The sequence below is a fragment of the Pseudonocardia sp. HH130630-07 genome, from assembly GCF_001698125.1.
Lineage (GTDB): Bacteria > Actinomycetota > Actinomycetes > Mycobacteriales > Pseudonocardiaceae > Pseudonocardia.
In genome coordinates, this window is record NZ_CP013854.1 from 644,641 (window position 1) to 660,052 (window position 15,412).

At 73.7% G+C, this 15,412-nt stretch carries 15 protein-coding genes; 3 read left to right on the forward strand and 12 right to left on the reverse strand.

Features of this window, described 5'->3' with window-relative positions:
• Positions 1-6 precede the first annotated feature (6 nt).
• Both AFB00_RS03130 and AFB00_RS03135 read right to left on the reverse strand, forming a co-directional pair.
• The gene (locus AFB00_RS03130) at positions 7-558 is read right to left on the reverse strand and encodes a GNAT family N-acetyltransferase (protein WP_068795957.1); all 552 of its coding nucleotides are present in this window, start codon (positions 556-558) and stop codon (positions 7-9) included.
• Positions 551-2,551, reverse strand: coding sequence for a TIGR03960 family B12-binding radical SAM protein (locus AFB00_RS03135; RefSeq protein ID WP_068799961.1), 2,001 nt, complete (start codon positions 2,549-2,551; stop codon positions 551-553). The genes AFB00_RS03130 and AFB00_RS03135 overlap by 8 nt, the downstream gene beginning before the upstream one ends.
• A 155-nt stretch (positions 2,552-2,706) precedes the next feature.
• Between AFB00_RS03135 and AFB00_RS03140 the strand changes: the two genes are divergently transcribed.
• A complete protein-coding gene (locus AFB00_RS03140; RefSeq protein ID WP_068795958.1) occupies positions 2,707-3,225 on the forward strand; it encodes a DUF6879 family protein in 519 nt (172 codons plus the stop codon).
• Positions 3,226-3,241: 16 nt separating this feature from the next.
• Here the strand turns inward: AFB00_RS03140 and AFB00_RS03145 are convergent, their stop codons facing one another.
• Positions 3,242-4,057 carry a helix-turn-helix domain-containing protein gene (locus AFB00_RS03145; RefSeq protein WP_068795959.1) on the reverse strand — a complete coding sequence of 272 codons (816 nt, stop codon included), beginning with the start codon at positions 4,055-4,057 and terminating at the stop codon, positions 3,242-3,244.
• A 162-nt stretch (positions 4,058-4,219) separates the two neighbouring features.
• On the opposite strand from AFB00_RS03145, the gene AFB00_RS03150 reads away from it, so the two are divergent.
• Positions 4,220-4,600, forward strand: a complete 381-nt coding sequence (locus AFB00_RS03150) for a nuclear transport factor 2 family protein (RefSeq protein WP_068795960.1) — start codon at positions 4,220-4,222, stop codon at positions 4,598-4,600.
• Positions 4,601-4,610: 10 nt separating this feature from the next.
• Here AFB00_RS03150 and AFB00_RS03155 read toward each other — a convergent pair whose 3' ends face one another.
• Positions 4,611-5,675 carry a fatty acid desaturase family protein gene (locus AFB00_RS03155; protein WP_068799962.1) on the reverse strand — a complete coding sequence of 355 codons (1,065 nt, stop codon included), beginning with the start codon at positions 5,673-5,675 and terminating at the stop codon, positions 4,611-4,613.
• A 263-nt stretch (positions 5,676-5,938) separates the two neighbouring features.
• Entirely contained in the window at positions 5,939-7,009 is a 1,071-nt protein-coding gene (locus AFB00_RS03160; RefSeq protein ID WP_083275222.1) for a ferredoxin reductase, read from the reverse strand.
• Between the two features lie 88 nt (positions 7,010-7,097).
• Here AFB00_RS03160 and AFB00_RS03165 point away from each other — a divergent pair, with 88 nt between their 5' ends.
• Positions 7,098-7,880, forward strand: coding sequence for a MerR family transcriptional regulator (locus AFB00_RS03165; protein ID WP_068795961.1), 783 nt, complete (start codon positions 7,098-7,100; stop codon positions 7,878-7,880).
• Positions 7,881-7,911: 31 nt separating this feature from the next.
• On the opposite strand, the gene dapA is transcribed toward AFB00_RS03165, so the two are convergent.
• The 7 genes from dapA to AFB00_RS03200 all read right to left on the reverse strand — a co-directional run bounded on the left by dapA (position 7,912) and on the right by AFB00_RS03200 (position 15,410).
• Positions 7,912-8,790 carry a 4-hydroxy-tetrahydrodipicolinate synthase gene (gene dapA, locus AFB00_RS03170; protein WP_068795962.1) on the reverse strand — a complete coding sequence of 293 codons (879 nt, stop codon included), beginning with the start codon at positions 8,788-8,790 and terminating at the stop codon, positions 7,912-7,914.
• A 71-nt stretch (positions 8,791-8,861) separates the two neighbouring features.
• Complete coding sequence (locus tag AFB00_RS03175; protein WP_068795963.1) at positions 8,862-9,638, reverse strand: tryptophan-rich sensory protein; 777 nt, start codon at positions 9,636-9,638, stop codon at positions 8,862-8,864.
• Between the two features lie 75 nt (positions 9,639-9,713).
• Positions 9,714-10,250: a GNAT family N-acetyltransferase gene (locus AFB00_RS03180; protein WP_068795964.1), complete on the reverse strand. Its 537-nt coding sequence runs from the start codon at positions 10,248-10,250 to the stop codon at positions 9,714-9,716.
• Positions 10,247-10,657 (reverse strand): nucleoside-diphosphate kinase, encoded by a 411-nt coding sequence (gene ndk, locus AFB00_RS03185; protein ID WP_068795965.1) that lies wholly within the window; start codon positions 10,655-10,657, stop codon positions 10,247-10,249. The genes AFB00_RS03180 and ndk overlap by 4 nt, the downstream gene beginning before the upstream one ends.
• Positions 10,658-10,699: 42 nt before the next feature.
• Positions 10,700-11,134, reverse strand: coding sequence for a DUF4233 domain-containing protein (locus AFB00_RS03190; protein ID WP_231974199.1), 435 nt, complete (start codon positions 11,132-11,134; stop codon positions 10,700-10,702).
• A complete protein-coding gene (locus AFB00_RS03195) occupies positions 11,131-12,774 on the reverse strand; it encodes a bifunctional folylpolyglutamate synthase/dihydrofolate synthase (RefSeq protein WP_442965843.1) in 1,644 nt (547 codons plus the stop codon). Before AFB00_RS03195 ends, AFB00_RS03190 begins: the two co-directional genes overlap by 4 nt.
• Positions 12,771-15,410 (reverse strand): valine--tRNA ligase, encoded by a 2,640-nt coding sequence (locus AFB00_RS03200; protein ID WP_068795966.1) that lies wholly within the window; start codon positions 15,408-15,410, stop codon positions 12,771-12,773. The genes AFB00_RS03195 and AFB00_RS03200 overlap by 4 nt, the downstream gene beginning before the upstream one ends.
• Positions 15,411-15,412: the final 2 nt, after the last annotated feature.

The following is a 15,412-nucleotide window of genomic DNA, read 5'->3' on the forward strand; positions in this document are numbered from 1 at the left end:
GCCGGGCTACTGCTCCAGCACCAGCAGCGAGTCACCGGCCGGGACGAACCCGGCCCGCCGGTAGAACGCGGCGCTGCCCGCGGTCGGCGCCAGCATCAACCGCCGGTACCCGCGCCGGCGGGCGTGCCCGACGACGGCGGACAGCAGCACCCGGGGCACCCCGGCCTCGGCGAACGCGGCCAGCACGAACGCGTTGCCGACCTGCCCGGTCCGGGCCCCCCGCCCGCCGGGGCGCGGCATCTGCACCGTCTCGAGCACGTTGATCGACCCGACCGGGGTCCAGCCGGCACGGTCGCTGCCCGCCTCGGCGACCCAGAACGCGCGCCGCGGCTGCTCGACCCGCCACCAGGCGGCGAAGGCCTCCTCGAACGAGGCGTCCGGGACGGCCCGCCCGGCCCGCTCCTCCAGCCACTGGCGGCGCAGCCGGCCGAGCGCCGCGACGTCGCGCTCGTCGGCGACCCGGACGCGCAGGGCGCGCCCGCCGTGTTCCCAGGTCCCGCCGTCGGAGCCGTCACCGAGGCCCGCGTCGGGGATCGAGGACAGGCCGTTGTCAGCCACCCGATCCCGGTCCCTGGCCCTGCTCCCGCTCCGCGGAGCCGTCCGCGCCGACCACGGTCAGCGGCAGCAACGCGATGCCGGACGCCGGTCCGAGGGTCGTCCCGCTCGGCCCGACCTCGATGTCGGTGCCGGTGGAGGGGCACACGCCGCAGTCGAAGCACGGGGTCCAGCGGCAGTCGTCCTGCTCGCGGCCGGCCAGCGCGTCCTGCCAGTCCTCCCAGAGCCAGTCCCGCTCCAGGCCGGAGTCCAGGTGGTCCCACGGCAGGATCTCGTCCATCCCGCGCTCGCGGGTGGTGAACCAGTCCAGGGACACGCCCATCGGCTCCAGCACCGCGGCGGAGCTCTCGACCCACCGGGCGTAGGAGAAGTGCTCCGACCAGCCGTCGAACCGGCCGCCGTCGCGCCAGACCCGCTCGATGACGGCGCCGACCCGGCGGTCACCGCGGGCCAGCAGGCCCTCGATCAGCGAGGGCTCGCCGTCGTGGTAGCGCATGCCGATGTTGCGCCCGATCTTCCGGTCGGCGTTCACCGCCTCGCGCAGCTTGCGCAACCGGGAGTCGACGACCTCGGGGTGGCACTGCGACGCCCACTGGAACGGGGTGTGCGGCTTCGGGACGAACCCGCCGATCGAGATCGTGCAGCGGATGTCGTTGCGGCCGGACGCCTTCCGCCCGGCCTGGATCACCCGGTAGGCCATCCCGGCGATCTCCAGGACGTCCTCGTCGGTCTCGGTGGGCAGCCCGCACATGAAGTACAGCTTCACCTGCCGCCAGCCCTGGGAGAACGCCTCCGCGCAGGTCCGGATCAGGTCGTCCTCGGAGACCATCTTGTTGATCACGCGGCGGATCCGCTCCGACCCGCCCTCCGGGGCGAAGGTCAGCCCCGAGCGGCGCCCGTTGCGGGAGATCTCGTTGGCCAGGTCGATGTTGAACGCGTCGACCCGGGTCGACGGCAGCGACAGCGAGGTGTTCGTGCCCTCGTAGCGGTCGGCGAGGCCCTTGGTGACCTCGGCGATCTCGGAGTGGTCGGCCGAGGACAGCGACAGCAGGCCGACCTCGTCGAAGCCCGAGGTGCGCACCGCGGCGTCGACCATCTCGCCGATCCCCTGCAGGGACCGCTCGCGCACCGGCCGGGTGATCATGCCCGCCTGGCAGAACCGGCAGCCGCGGGTGCAGCCGCGGAAGATCTCCACCGAGGCCCGCTCGTGCACCGTCTCGGCCAGCGGGACGAGCGGCTTCTTCGGGTACGGCCACTCGTCCAGCTCGATCGTGGTGCGCTTCTGGACCGTGGCCGGGACCCGGTCCTCGGCCGGTGTGACGGCCGCGATCGTTCCGTCCTCGGCGTAGCCGACGTCGTAGAGGGAGGGGACGTAGCAGCCGGGGGTGCCGGCCAGCCGGACCAGCAGCTCGCGGCGGCCGCCGGGGCGGCCCTCGTCCTTCCAGTCCCGGACGACGTCGGTGATGTCGCCGACGACCTCCTCGCCGTCGCCCAGCGCCGCGACGTCGACGAAGTCCGCCACCGGCTCCGGGTTGAACGCCGCGTGCCCACCCGCGACGACGACGGGATGGCTCTCGTCGCGGTCGGTCGCGTGCAGCGGGATCCCGGCCAGGTCCAGGGTGGTGAGCAGGTTCGTGTAGCCCAGCTCGGTGGAGAACGACACGCCGAGCACGTCGAACGCCCCGACCGGGTGGTGGGCGTCGACGGTGAACGCCGGCACCCCGGTGGAGCGCATCAGCTCCTCGAGATCGGGCCAGACCGAGTAGCAGCGCTCGGCCAGCGCGTCGGAGCGCTCGTTGAGTACCTCGTAGAGGATCTGGACGCCCTGGTTCGGCAGGCCGACCTCGTAGGCGTCCGGATACAGCAGGGCCCACCGGACCGCTGCCTCGTCCCAGGGCTTGACCTGCGCGTTCCCCTCACCGCCGACGTACTGCACCGGCTTGGAGACCCGGGGCAGGATCGACTCCAGGGCGGGGAAGAGGGAGGTGGGTGCCACGCTGCACCAGCGTAGCCGCGTCACCGACCGGCCGACGGGCGGGTCGGTGGTCCGCTCCCCCGCCCCGGGTACCGGGCGATGATCGTCTTTCTGGCGGCGTCCGGTGCCGCGGACGGCATCGGACGCCGCCAGGAAGACGATCACCAGGAGGGGCCGTGGCCACCATCGACGACGACCGGTTCGACGAGCTGCTGAGCACCTTCACCCGGCGCTCGGTACACCTGGAGACGCGGGACGCCTACGGCACGGCGACCGAGCTCCCGTACCTCGCCCGGTGGGAGGCCGGCGAGCCGGACGACCTGTCGTGGCTCGACGGGTGGTGCGCGACGGTGCGCGCGCACGTGGCCGCGGGCCGGGCCGTGCAACGGGTGCGCGTCGTGTCCGAGCCACTGAGCGACTACCAACGCTGGTCGCACGGCATCGCCGGCCCCATGGTCGACGCCGGCGAGGACATCCGCTGGGTGGCGCGCCGGGCCGTGTCCTCGATCGCGTTCCCCGGCAACGACTTCTACCTGTTCGACGACCGCCTGGTGGTGTTCCTGCACTACGCGGGCAGCGGCCTCGGGACGGCCAAGACGACCTCGACGGACCCCGCCGACATCGAGCTGTGCCGGTCGGCGTTCGACGCGGTCCGGGCACTCGCCACGCCGCACGCCCGGTACCGGGCCGGTTGACCCGGCGGTCGCGCCGTCAGCCCGCCCCGGCCCGGCCGCGGGCCGTCAGCACCGCCCGGGTGGCCGCATCGGCGGGCAGGAAGGTCTCCAGCGCCAGCTCGGCGAGGGTCACGTCGTGCGGCGCGCCGAACGTCGTCATCGCCGAGTGGAACGTGAGCGTCCCCTCCGGCGTGTCCAGCACCAGCGGCAGCAGGACGTCCGACGCGGGCGCGGGCAGCGCGGTCTCCGGCGGCGCCGGGTAGGCCCGGCACTCCGCCAGCAGCGCGGTGAGCCGCCGGTCCGCGGTCATCCGCACCTGCCGTTCGAGCCGGTGCAGCAGGTGCTCGCGCCAGTGCGCCAGGTTCCGGATCCGCGGCGCGAGACCGCCCGGGTGCAGGCACGCGCGGTGCACGTTCAGCGGCGGGCCCAGCGCCTCCGGAGCGAGATCGGCGACCATCGCCGACGCCGCTGGGTTGGCGAGCTGGACGTCCCCCCAGCGGTCGACGACGAGCGCCGGGTACGGCTCGTGCGCGCTCACCAGCCGCTGCAGCGCCTCGCGGACCGGCGCGAGGTCCGGGTCGTCGAGCGGGCGCTCGGTGTAGCCGGGGGCGTAGCCCGCGGCGAGCAGCAGGGCGTTGCGTTCGCGCAGCGGGATGTCCAGCTCCTCGGCCAGCGCACCCAGGAGCTCGCGGCTCGCTCCGGCGCGCCCGGTCTCGACGAAGCTCAGGTGCCGGGCCGAGACGCCGGCCGCGAGCGCCACGTCCAGCTGGCTGCGCCGGGTGCGGGCCCGCCAGAAGCGGAGGATCCCGCCGGGGCCCGCGTGCCGCGACGGCCGGGCCGGGGAACTGGTCACCGGCCCGACGCTAGCCGGGCGGGCGCACCGGTACGACTACCCGCGAGGTAGCCAGTTCCCGTTACCTCCGACGTCATCGCGGCCGCTCCCGCGGCCCGGCAGGGTCGGTACCGGCCGCTCCGCACCGGACCGGCACCGCACCACACCGCAGGGAGATCACCGATGACCGACTTCACCGCACTCGCCGAGCGCTACGTCGCCGTCTTCGACGAGGCCGATCCCGCCGCCCGGGCCGACCGGGTGGCCGAGCTGTTCGCCCCGGACGTGCGCTACGTCGACCCGCTGGCCGACGTCACCGGGCACGAGGGCGTCGCCGGGTTCGTCACCGCGGCCCGCGAGCAGCTGGCCGGGTGCGCGTTCCGGCTGGTCGGCGCCGTCGACGCGCACCACGACCAGGCCCGGTTCCGCTGGGCCGCCGCACCGCCGGAGGTCCACGCCGCGGGCGGGGACGCCCCGGTGGTCGGGTTCGACGTCGTCGTGGTCGGCACCGACGGCCGGATCCGCGAGGTCCGCGGCTTCCTCGACGTGATGCCGGCCGGCTGAGCGGGCGTCGTCAGCGCCTGCCGTTCGGCAGTGCCAGCCGGTTGATGGTGCCGAGCACCTGCAGGTACTGCTTCCACAGCGGCCCGGTCGTGTACTCCAGCCCGTACTCCGCGCACAGCGCCCGCACCTCCGGGGCGATCTCGGCGTAGCGGTTGCTGGGCAGGTCCGGGAACAGGTGGTGCTCGATCTGGAAGCTGAGCTGGCCGGTCATCAGGTGGAAGTAGCGGCCGCCGTCGAGGTTGGCCGAGCCGAGGAGCTGGCGGACGTACCACTCGCCGCGGCTCTCGTCGGCCAGCTGCTCCTCGGTGAACTGCACCGCGCCGGCCGGGAAGTGCCCGCAGAAGATGACCGCGTGCGACCACACGTTGCGCACCAGGTTCGCGGTCACGTTCCCGGCCAGCACGGGCAGGAAGAACGGACCGGCCAGGGCCGGGAAGGCGACGTAGTCCTTGAGGATCTGCCGCCCGGTCTTGCGCCCGATCGACTTGATCTGCTGCCACACCCGCGACCAGGGCTTCTCCCCGGCGACGAGCTTCTCGACCTCCAGGTCGTGCAGCGCGACGCCGTACTCGAAGAACAGCGACAGCAGGAAGTTGTAGAGCGGGTTGCCCAGGTAGTACGGGTTCCACTTCTGCTCCTCGGACAGGCGCAGGATCCCGTACCCGACGTCGCGGTCCTTGCCGACGACGTTGGTGTAGGTGTGGTGCAGGTAGTTGTGCGAGTGCTTCCACTCGGCCGACGAGGAGACGTTGTCCCACTCCCAGGCCGACGAGTGGATCTTGGGGTCGCGCATCCAGTCCCACTGGCCGTGCATGACGTTGTGCCCGATCTCCATGTTCTCCAGGATCTTGGCGATCGAGAGCATGGCGGTCCCGGCGATCCAGGCCGGCGGCAGCGCACCGGCGAAGAGCACCGCACGGCCACCGACCTCCAGCGCCCGCTGGGTGCGGATCACGCCGCGGATGTACTCGGCGTCGGAGGCACCGCGCTCGGCGAGCACCCGGTCACGGATGGCGTCGAGCCGGCGGCCCAGCTCCTCGATCTGCTCGGCCGACAGGTCGGTGGCCGCGCGCACGTCCTCCCGGCGCGAGGACGGCACGAGCTCCAGGACCGGGCGCTGCGGGTGCTGCTCGCGGCCGGTCTCCTAGGGACCGGGCTCGGCGGGGACGGCGGGGGTGTCGGCAACGGCGGTCACGGCGGACCTCCTCGGATCGGGCCGGGGCCGGGCGGCTCCGGGTGCGGGCTGCCGTGCCGTCGGGCAGGGCAGGTCGGGTACGACGGGGCGGGTCGGTCGGCGCGGGTCCGGCAGGTGCACCGCGTCCGGTGGTGCGGGTCGGGTCAGGGCAGGTCGATCCGGGCGGGCCCGCACGCGGAGTTGACGCAGGTCTGGACGAGGTCGCCGGGCTCGCCGTGCTCCTCGCCGGTGCGCAGGTCACGGACCCGGCCCTCGCGCAGCGGTAGCACGCAGCCGAAGCAGATGCCCATCCGGCAGCCGCTGGGCATGAGCTTCCCGGCGGCCTCGCCGGCGTCGAGCAGGCTCCGCCCGGGCTCGACCTCGACCCGGGTCCCGCCGAGCTCGACGACACCACCGGTCCCCTCGACCGACGCGCGTCCGGCCGGCCGGAACCGCTCCACCCGGACGCCGTCCCACGCCTCGTCGAGGGCGTCGAGCAGACCGGCCGGGCCGCAGGCGTAGACCGCCCGGTCGGCCCGGTCGGGAACGGTCCGGTCCACGCCGCCCGGATCGAGCCGGCCGGTGACCCCGCTGTGCCGCAGCACCACCCGCAGCGACGGGTGCCGCGCGGCGAGCGCCGTCAGCTCCCCGGCGAAGATCGTGTCCTCCGGGCTGCGGGCGGCGTGCACGAGCACGACGTCCGGCATCGCGGCGGCCCGGTCCAGGGTGCGCAGCATCGCCATGACCGGGGTGATCCCGCTGCCCGCGGTGACGAACAGCAGCTTCTCCGGCAGCGGGTCGGGCAGGGTGAACTCCCCGGCCGCCTGGTCGAGCTCGACGATCGTGCCGATCGGCAGGTTGCGGACCAGCCGGGTCGAGACGACGCCGTCCGGGACCTCCTGCACGGTGACGGTGAGGTGCTCGGCCCCCTCCGGCGAGGACAGCGAGTAGGTCCGGCGGTGCCGGACGCCGTCCACCTCGACGGCGAGGCCGACGTACTGCCCGGCCCGGTGCCCCGCCCAGGCCCGCCCCGGCTCGATGGCCACCGAGACCGCCCGGCCGGTCTCCCGGCGGCGGGCGACGACCCGGCCGCGCAGCGACGTGGTCGACCACAGCGGGTCGACCAGGGTCAGGAAGTCCTCCGGCAGCAGCGGGCTGGTCAGGGCACCCACGGCGTGCACGGCGGCGAGCAGGCCGCGGCGTCGGCCGGGTGCCGCAGGAGCGCGTCGGAACATGACATGGACTCTCCACAAACCGATGTCACATCGCAAGTGGAGTTTTCCCGAGTCTAGTGTCACATGTACTGGTGCTAGCCTCCGTGTCATGGAGGGGGCGGACCCGAACGAACAGTGGCGCACGATCGACGAGCTGGCGCGGACCAGCGGCGTCACGGTGCGCAACATCCGCGCGTACCAGTCCCGGGGCCTGCTGCCGCCGCCCCAGGTCAAGGCGCGTACCGGGTACTACGGGCCCGGCCATGCGGCCCGCCTGGAACTGATCCAGGACCTGCAGGACGAGGGCGTCAAGCTCGACACCATCAAGAAGCTGCTCGACACCACCGGCGGTTCCACCGAGCAGGTCGTGCAGTTCATCCGGACCGTGCGCGAGCTGTTCGCACCCGAGGACCGCCAGCTGGTCCAGCTCGGGGAGCTCGCCGAGCGGTACGAGACCACCGACGTCGGCGTCGCCCGGCGCGGGGTGAAGATGGGCCTGCTGCGCGAGCTGGGCGACGACACCTACGAGGAGATCAGCCCGCGGCTGATGAACGCCGCGGCCGAGCTGACCGGCCTCGGGATCCCGATCACCCGCTCGCTCGACGTCGTCGAGCAGCTCCGCAAGCACGCGGACGCCGTCGCGAAGCTCTACGTCGATCTCTTCCTCGGCGAGATCTGGCAGCCGTTCGACGCCTCGGGCCGGCCCGACGACCAGTGGCCGCGGGTCTACGAGACGATCGAGCGGATGCGCCGGATCTCCGGCGAGGTCATGATCGCGGTCCTGGAACTGGCGGTCGCCGAGCGGGTCGACGTCACGTTCGGCCGCGACATCGTGCGCAACGTCCGCACCTCCAGCGCACCCGCGACCGCCCCGGACGCCACCGAGGGCTGAGCGGCGATGGCGCCGGGCGGCCCGCCGGGCGTCAGCTCAGCAGCCCCGCGGACCGCAGCGCCGCCCGCACGTCCTCGTGGTGCCACTCGTCCAGCGGGACCAGGGGCAGCCGGATCCCGCCCGGCATGAGTCCCAGCTCGGCCAGCGCCCACTTCACCGGGATCGGGTTCGGCTCGGAGAACAGCGCCGAGTGCAGCCCGGCCAGGTCGGCGTCCAGGGCCGATGCGGTCTCGGCGTCCCCGGCGACGGCGGCCTTGCACATCCGGGCCATCGGCTCGGGGGCGACGTTCGCCGTCACCGAGATGTCGCCGTGGAACCCGGCCAGCATCGCCGCGCGGGCGGTGCCGTCGTCGCCGGAGTAGAGGGCGAAGTCCTCCAGGCCGAGCGCCACGAGCTCGCGGACCCGGTCCAGGTCGCCCTTGGCCTCCTTGAGCCCGACGATGTTCGGGATCTCGGCGAGCCGGGCGACCGTGGACGGGAGCATGTCGCAGCCGGTGCGGCCGGGAACGTTGTAGAGGTACTGCGGGATGTCGACGGTCTCGGCGATCCGCCGGAAGTGCTGGTAGAGCCCCTCCTGCGGAGGCTTGTTGTAGTACGGCGTGACCAGCAGGGCGCCGTCCGCACCCGCGGCCCGGCCGGCCCGGGTGAGGTGGATCGCCTCGTCGGTGGAGTTCGCGCCGGTACCGGCGATGACCGGCACCCGCCCCTTGGCGACGTCGATGGTGCGCCGCATGACCTCGGTGTGCTCCAGCACCGACAGTGTGGACGACTCACCGGTGGTGCCGACCGAGACGATCGCGGCGGTGCCCGCGTCGATCTGCCGCTCGACGAGCTCGCCGAGAGCGGAGTGGTCGACCTCGCCGTCGGCGCGCATGGGCGTCACGATGGCGACGATGCTTCCGGTGATCATTCCGGCCCTCCCCTGGTGTGCTGCGTGGCCCGGAGGACGGTAGCAAGCGTTCCGGGCCGTCCCCAGCGGGTTCAGCCCAGTGCCAGCCGGGCCGGCTGGACCGAGCGCCGGACCCGGCGCACGGCCTGGACCGCCACCAGCACCGCCGCCACCACCGCGACGACGGTGACGGCGATCGGGCGGTCGTTCGCCGCCACCCCGGCCAGCGCCCAGACGACACCCGCGGCGAACCCGGCGAACCCGGACGTCGACCCGATCACCGACAGCACGACCGCGGTGAGGATCACCAGCAGCAGCACCGCCGCCGTCTGCGGCAGGACGCCCTCGGCGGGCAGTCCCACCGAGCTCCCGGCCGCCATCAGGCCCAGCACCAGCGCGACCGAGGACCAGCCGAGGTACAGCGAGACCGGGAGCCGGAAGGCCAGCCGTTCCGGCAGGTCACGTGCCTCCTCCCGGGACAGCCGGGAGTACGCCACGGCCAGCACCGCGACGAGCGCGACCAGCACCAGCTCCGCGGCGACCACCCAGCGCGCGGAGAACGCCAGGATCCAGAGCGGGTTGAGCACCGCCGAGGCGGCCAGCCACCAGCCGGTCCGCCGGTGGATCGGCCGCCCGCGCTGCGCCGGGAGCAGCGCGTACACCGCGTACACCGCGAACCCCAGGTAGATGAGCCCCCAGATCGAGAAGGCCCAGCCCGCCGCCAGCAACGGCGTGTCGTAGGAACGGGCCACCTCCCCGATCCCGGCTCCGCCGAACGCGGAGACCAGTACCTGCACGATCGCCAGTGCCGCCACGACGGCACCCCGGACCAGGTCCGTGGTGGTCGGGCGCGGGGTGAGCACGGTCATGACGCACATGGTGACCCCCGCGGGCCGGGCCTGCCATCCGGCCGTCGGGCGACGTGATCGACGGACCGGGCCGGATCACCGCCCGGATCGGTCCAGCGGGCGCGCGAACAGGTGGATGTCGCGGTCGTCGCCCGGCGCGAGGCGGACGCCGCCGGGGAGCCGGCCGTACTCGGCGAACCCGCGGGCGGCGTAGAACGCCGGCAACGGCGTCCCGCCCCGGGCGCCGAGGGTGAGCAGCTCCGCCCCGATCTCGCGGCCGAGCTCGACGGCCGCGGCCAGCAACGCCGTCCCGAGGCCGGTCCCCTGGTGGTCCGGGCGGACCATCAGGCGTTGGACGTCGGCCCGGTGCGCGACGAGACCCCGGCCCGGGACGAGCAGGACCGTGCCCAGCGGCGCGGTCTGCTCGCCGGCGACGATCATGTGTGCGGCACCGGCACGGACGTCGTCGATCGTGGCCGCGGCCAGGGCCCGGATCTCACCGGGATCGGCACCGGGCACGAAGTCGACGGCGCCGCCGGCCTCGGTGACGGCGATCCAGAGCTCGCCGAGCGCCTCGGCCGCGCCGGGCTGCGGGGTGGCGACCCGGTGGGTGACCGGGGCGCCGGCGCTCACAGGTTCGGGAACCAGAGCTTGATCTCGCGGTCGGCGGACTCGGGGGCGTCCGAGCCGTGCACCAGGTTCGACCCGGTCTCCAGGGCCAGGTCCCCGCGGATGCTGCCGGGGGTGGCCTTCTCGACCGGGTCGGTGCCGCCCGCGACCTGCCGCCAGGCGGCGATGGCGCGCGGGCCCTCGACGACCGCGGCGAGGACCGGGCCGGAGGTGATGAAGGAGATCAGCTCCTCGAAGAAGGGCTTGCCGTCGTGCTCGGCGTAGTGCTGGGTGGCCAGCTCACGGTCGACGGTGCGCAGGTCGAGGGCCACGATGTCGAGGCCCTTGCGCTCGATCCGGGAGACGACCTCTCCGACGAGCTTGCGCGCGACACCGTCGGGCTTGACCAGGACGAGAGTGCGTTCAGTCACGCGGGCCAGGGTAACCACGCCCGGTGAGCGCCCCGGAGGCGGTCACTCCTGTTGCTGCGACGGCAGCGTCCCGGCCGCCATCCGCCGCTCCACCTCGCGGCGCATCCACATGAGGACACCCCACACGACGACGAACGCACCCGCGACCACCAGCAGCGACGGGACGAACAGGAGCGCCGCGACGACGAGCAGCGCCTGCAGGCCGAGCGCCGCGAGCAGCCCCCAGCTGCGCCGCTGCAGACCGGACACCAGGATCATCGCCACGGCCAGCGCGGTGATCACGACGGCGCCCAGTGCCGTCGAGCCGGTGCCGAACCGCGGCAGCACCAGCAGCGCGAGCAGCACCACGATCGCCTCGAGGATCAGTGTCGCCGCGACGACCCCGCGGGCGCCCTTCATCGGGTCGGTCGCGGGCGGTCGCACGCCGTCGGGGACGCCGGGGATCCGCGGGGCGTCCCCCGGCTCGCCGGTGCTCACTCGGGCTCCTTGCCGAACAGCGCGCGGGCCTCGCCCGCGGTGACGACCGACCCGGTGACGACGACGCCGACCCCCGACGCACCGCCCTCCTCGGCGATCTCGCGGCCCTGCTCGACCGCCTGGGCCAGCACCGGTTCCACGCTGACCCGCTCGGAGCCGAACACCTCGGCCGCCAGCGCGCCGAGCTCGTCGGCGTCCATCGCCCGGGGCGAGGAGTTGGTGGTCACGACGACCTCGTGCAGCACCGGTTCGAGGCCCTCCAGGATGCCCCTGGCGTCCTTGCCGTGCAGCACGCCGAGCACCCCCACCAGCCGGGTGAAGCGGAACTCCGAGGTCAGCGCGGTCGCCAGGGCGGCGGCCCCGGCCGGGTTGTGCGCGGCGTCGAGCAGCACGGTCGGGGTGTCCGGGCCGCCCTCGACCGGTTCCAGCCGGCCCGGGGAGCGGACGGACGCGAACGCCGCCCGCACCGCGTCCGGGTCCAGCAGCTGCGCGGTCCCGGCCCCGACGAGCGCCTCCGCCGCGGCGAGCGCGACCACCGCGTTGGACGCCTGGTGCTCGCCGTGCAGGGGCAGGAAGACGTCGTCGTAGCGCCCGGACAGGCCCTGCAGGTCCAGGCGCTGGCCGCCGACCGCGATCTCGCGCTCCCGGACCCCGAACTCGGCGCCCTCCCGCGCGACCTGCGCACCGACCTCGGCGCACCGCGCGATGAGGACTTCGGCCACGTCCTTGTCCTGGGCGGACAGCACGGCGACCGATCCCGGCTTGATGATCCCGGCCTTCTCCCGCGCGATGCCGAGCAGGTCGTCGCCGAGGTACTCGGCGTGGTCCATGCCGATCGGCAGGATCACCGCGACGTCGGCGTCGGCGACGTTGGTGGCGTCCCACCGCCCGCCCAGCCCGACCTCGATCACCGCGGCCTCGACCGGGGCGTCGGAGAACGCCGCGAAGGCCATCGCCGTGAGCACCTCGAACTTCGACAGCGCCGGGTCGTCGCCGCGCTTGGCGTCGACCAGCTCCACCACGGGCTCCACCTCGCGGTAGGCCGCGACGTAGCGCTCCGGGGTGACCGGGCGGTTGTCGAGGTTGATCCGCTCGGTGGCCCGCTGCAGGTGCGGGCTGGTGTAGCGCCCGGTGCGCAGGCCGACCTCGGTGAGCAGCGCGTCGATCATGCGCGACGTCGAGGTCTTGCCGTTCGTGCCGGTCAGGTGCACGACCGGGTAGCCGCGCTGCGGCTCGCCCAGCGCGTCGCAGAGCGCCAGCATCCGGTCCAGCGACGGCTCCATGACCGATTCCGGCCAGCGCCGGTCCAGCGCGGCGTCGACGGCGAGGAACTCCGCGTACCCGGCCACGGTGGACTGTGCGGGGACGACGTCCGGGGTGTCCCCGCCGCGGATCTCGTCCAGCACGGCCGCGATCACGGCCTCCTGGGTGTCGCGCTCCGGCGGCTCGTCGGTCGCCGCGTCCGCGGTGGCCGCGTCGGAGCGGTTCGGGTCGTCGGCGGTCCCCGGTGCGTCGGCCGCCGGGGCGTCGGCGGTGGCCTCGTCACCGAAGCCGCCCTCGGCCCAGCGGTCCCCACCGTAGGTCGGCGAGTCCTCCTCGTCGAACTGGTCGTACCCGTGCCCGCCCGGTCCCGTGGTCACGAGGACTCCGGCAGCGCCGCGAGGCGGGCGCCGATCCGCTCGATGTCGGCCACCGCGGTCGCCTGCCGGGAGCGGATCCCGTCGACGATCTCGGCCGGGGCCTTCTCGGTGAACTTCGGGTTGGTCAGCTTCTTCTCGGCCTGGTCGCGTTCCTTCTCCGCGGCGGCGAGGTCCCGGCCGAGCCGGGCCCGCTCGGCGGCGACGTCGATCGCGCCGGAGGTGTCCAGCTCGACGGTGACCGGGCCACCGGCCGTCGTGACCTCGAAGGTCGCCGTGGCGGCGAACTCCTCGCCCGCCGGGTCGAGCCGGGTCAGGAACCGCAGCGCGGTCTCGTTCCCGGCCAGGCCGGCCTCGGCCAGCCCGGGCAGCCGGGCGGCGACGGAGCGGCGGTCCGGCAGGCCCTGCTCGGTGCGGAACCGGCGGACCTCGGTGATCACCCGCTGGACGTCGGCGACCCGGGTGACCGCGGCCGGGTCGACGGCCGCCCCGGTGTCCTCCGCGGTCGGCCAGGCCGCGGTGACCACGGTCTCGCGCCCGGTCAGGGCGGTCCACAGCGCTTCGGTGACGAACGGCGTGATCGGGTGCAGCAGGCGCAGCAGCGCGTCCAGGACGTGCCCGAGGACGGCCCGGGTGCCGGGTGCGGTCGCGGCGTCGTCCAGCTGGGTCTTCGCCAGCTCGACGTACCAGTCGGCCAGCTCGTCCCAGGCGAAGTGGTAGAGCCCCTCGGTCGCCTTCGCGAACTGGTAGGACTCGAGCAGCTCGTCGGTCTGCGCACGGACCTCGCCGAGCCGGCCGAGGATCCAGCGGTCGGCGTCGGTCCGGTCGGCCGCGGCGGGCAGCGGCAGCGTCGGGTCGGCCCCCTTGGCCAGCGCGAAGCGGGTGATGTTCCACAGCTTCGTGGTGAAGTTGCGCGACCCGGCGACCCACTCCTCCGACAGCGACATGTCGGTGCCCGGGTTGGAGCCGCGGGCGATCGTGAACCGCAGCGCGTCCGCCCCGTAGGCGTCGATCAGCTCCAGCGGGTCGATGACGTTGCCCTTGGACTTCGACATCTTCTTGCCGTGCTCGTCGCGGATGAGCCCGTGCAGGTAGACGTCACGGAACGGGGCCTGCCCCAGCACGTACGTCCCGAACATCATCATCCGGACGACCCAGAAGAAGATGATGTCGTAGCCGGTGACCAGGGCCGAGTTCGGGTAGTAGCGCCCCAGGTCCGGCGTGGCGTCCGGCCAGCCGAGCGTGGAGAACGGCCACAGCCCGGAGGAGAACCAGGTGTCGAGGACGTCCGGGTCCTGGCGCCAGCCGTCCCCGGACGGGGGCTGCTCGTCGGGCCCGACGCAGACGACCTCGCCGGCCGGTCCGTACCAGACCGGGATGCGGTGCCCCCACCACAGCTGACGGCTGATCGTCCAGTCGTGCATGTTGTCGACCCAGTCGAAGTACCGCTTCTCCTGCTCGGCCGGGTGCAGCGTGGTCTCGCCCGACCGGACCGCCTCGGCCGCGGAGCGGGCCAGCGGCTCGACGCGGACGAACCACTGCAGGCTCAGCCGTGGCTCGACCGGGACGCCGGTGCGCGAGCAGTGCCCGACCGAGTGCAGGTAGGGCCGCTTCTCGGCGACGATCCGGCCCTGTGCCGCCAGCTCCTCGCGGATCGCGCGCCGCGCCTCGAAGCGGTCCATCCCGTCGAACCGGGTGCCGGACCCGGCGATGGTGCCGGTCTCGTCCATGATCGTCGGCATCGGGAGGTCGTGCCGGCGGCCGAGCTCGAAGTCGTTCGGGTCGTGCGCCGGGGTGATCTTGACGGCGCCCGAGCCGAACTCCGGGTCGACGTAGTCGTCGGCGACGACCGGGATCCGCCGGCCGGTGATCGGCATCTCGATCTCGGTGCCGACCAGCGCGGCGTAGCGCTCGTCATCGGGGTGGACGGCGATCGCGGTGTCACCCAGCATCGTCTCGACCCGGGTGGTCGCGACGACGACCGAGGCGTCCCCGTCGCCGTAGCGCATCGAGACGAGCTCGCCCTCGGTCTCGATGTGGTCGACCTCGATGTCGGAGATCGCCGAGCGCAGCGCCGGGGACCAGTTGACCAGGCGCTCGGCCCGGTAGATCAGCTCGTCGTCGAACATCTTCTTGAACACCGTGGTGACGGCGCGGGAGAGCCCGGCGTCGAGGGTGAACCGCTCCCGGGACCAGTCGACGCCGTCGCCGAGGCGCTCCATCTGGCCCAGGATCGAGCCCCCGGACTCGGCCTTCCACTCCCAGACCTTCTCGACGAAGCGCTCGCGGCCGATCGCGTGCCGGTCCGGCTCGCCCGCGGCGGCCATCCGCCGCTCGACGATCGTCTGGGTCGCGATGCCCGCGTGGTCCATCCCGGGCAGCCACAGCGCGTCGTAGCCCTGCATCCGGCGGCGCCGGGTCAGGACGTCGATCAGCGTGTGGTCCATCGCGTGCCCCAGGTGCAGGCTGCCGGTGACGTTCGGCGGGGGGATGACGATGCAGAAGCCGGGCTTGCCCGACGCCGGGTCGGCGCGGAAGTACCCGGCGTCGACCCAGCGGCGGTACATGTCGCCCTCTACCTCGCCAGGAGTCCACTTGGCGGGCAGGTCGGCGGTACGCGCTGGCAGGGTCTCGGTCACAT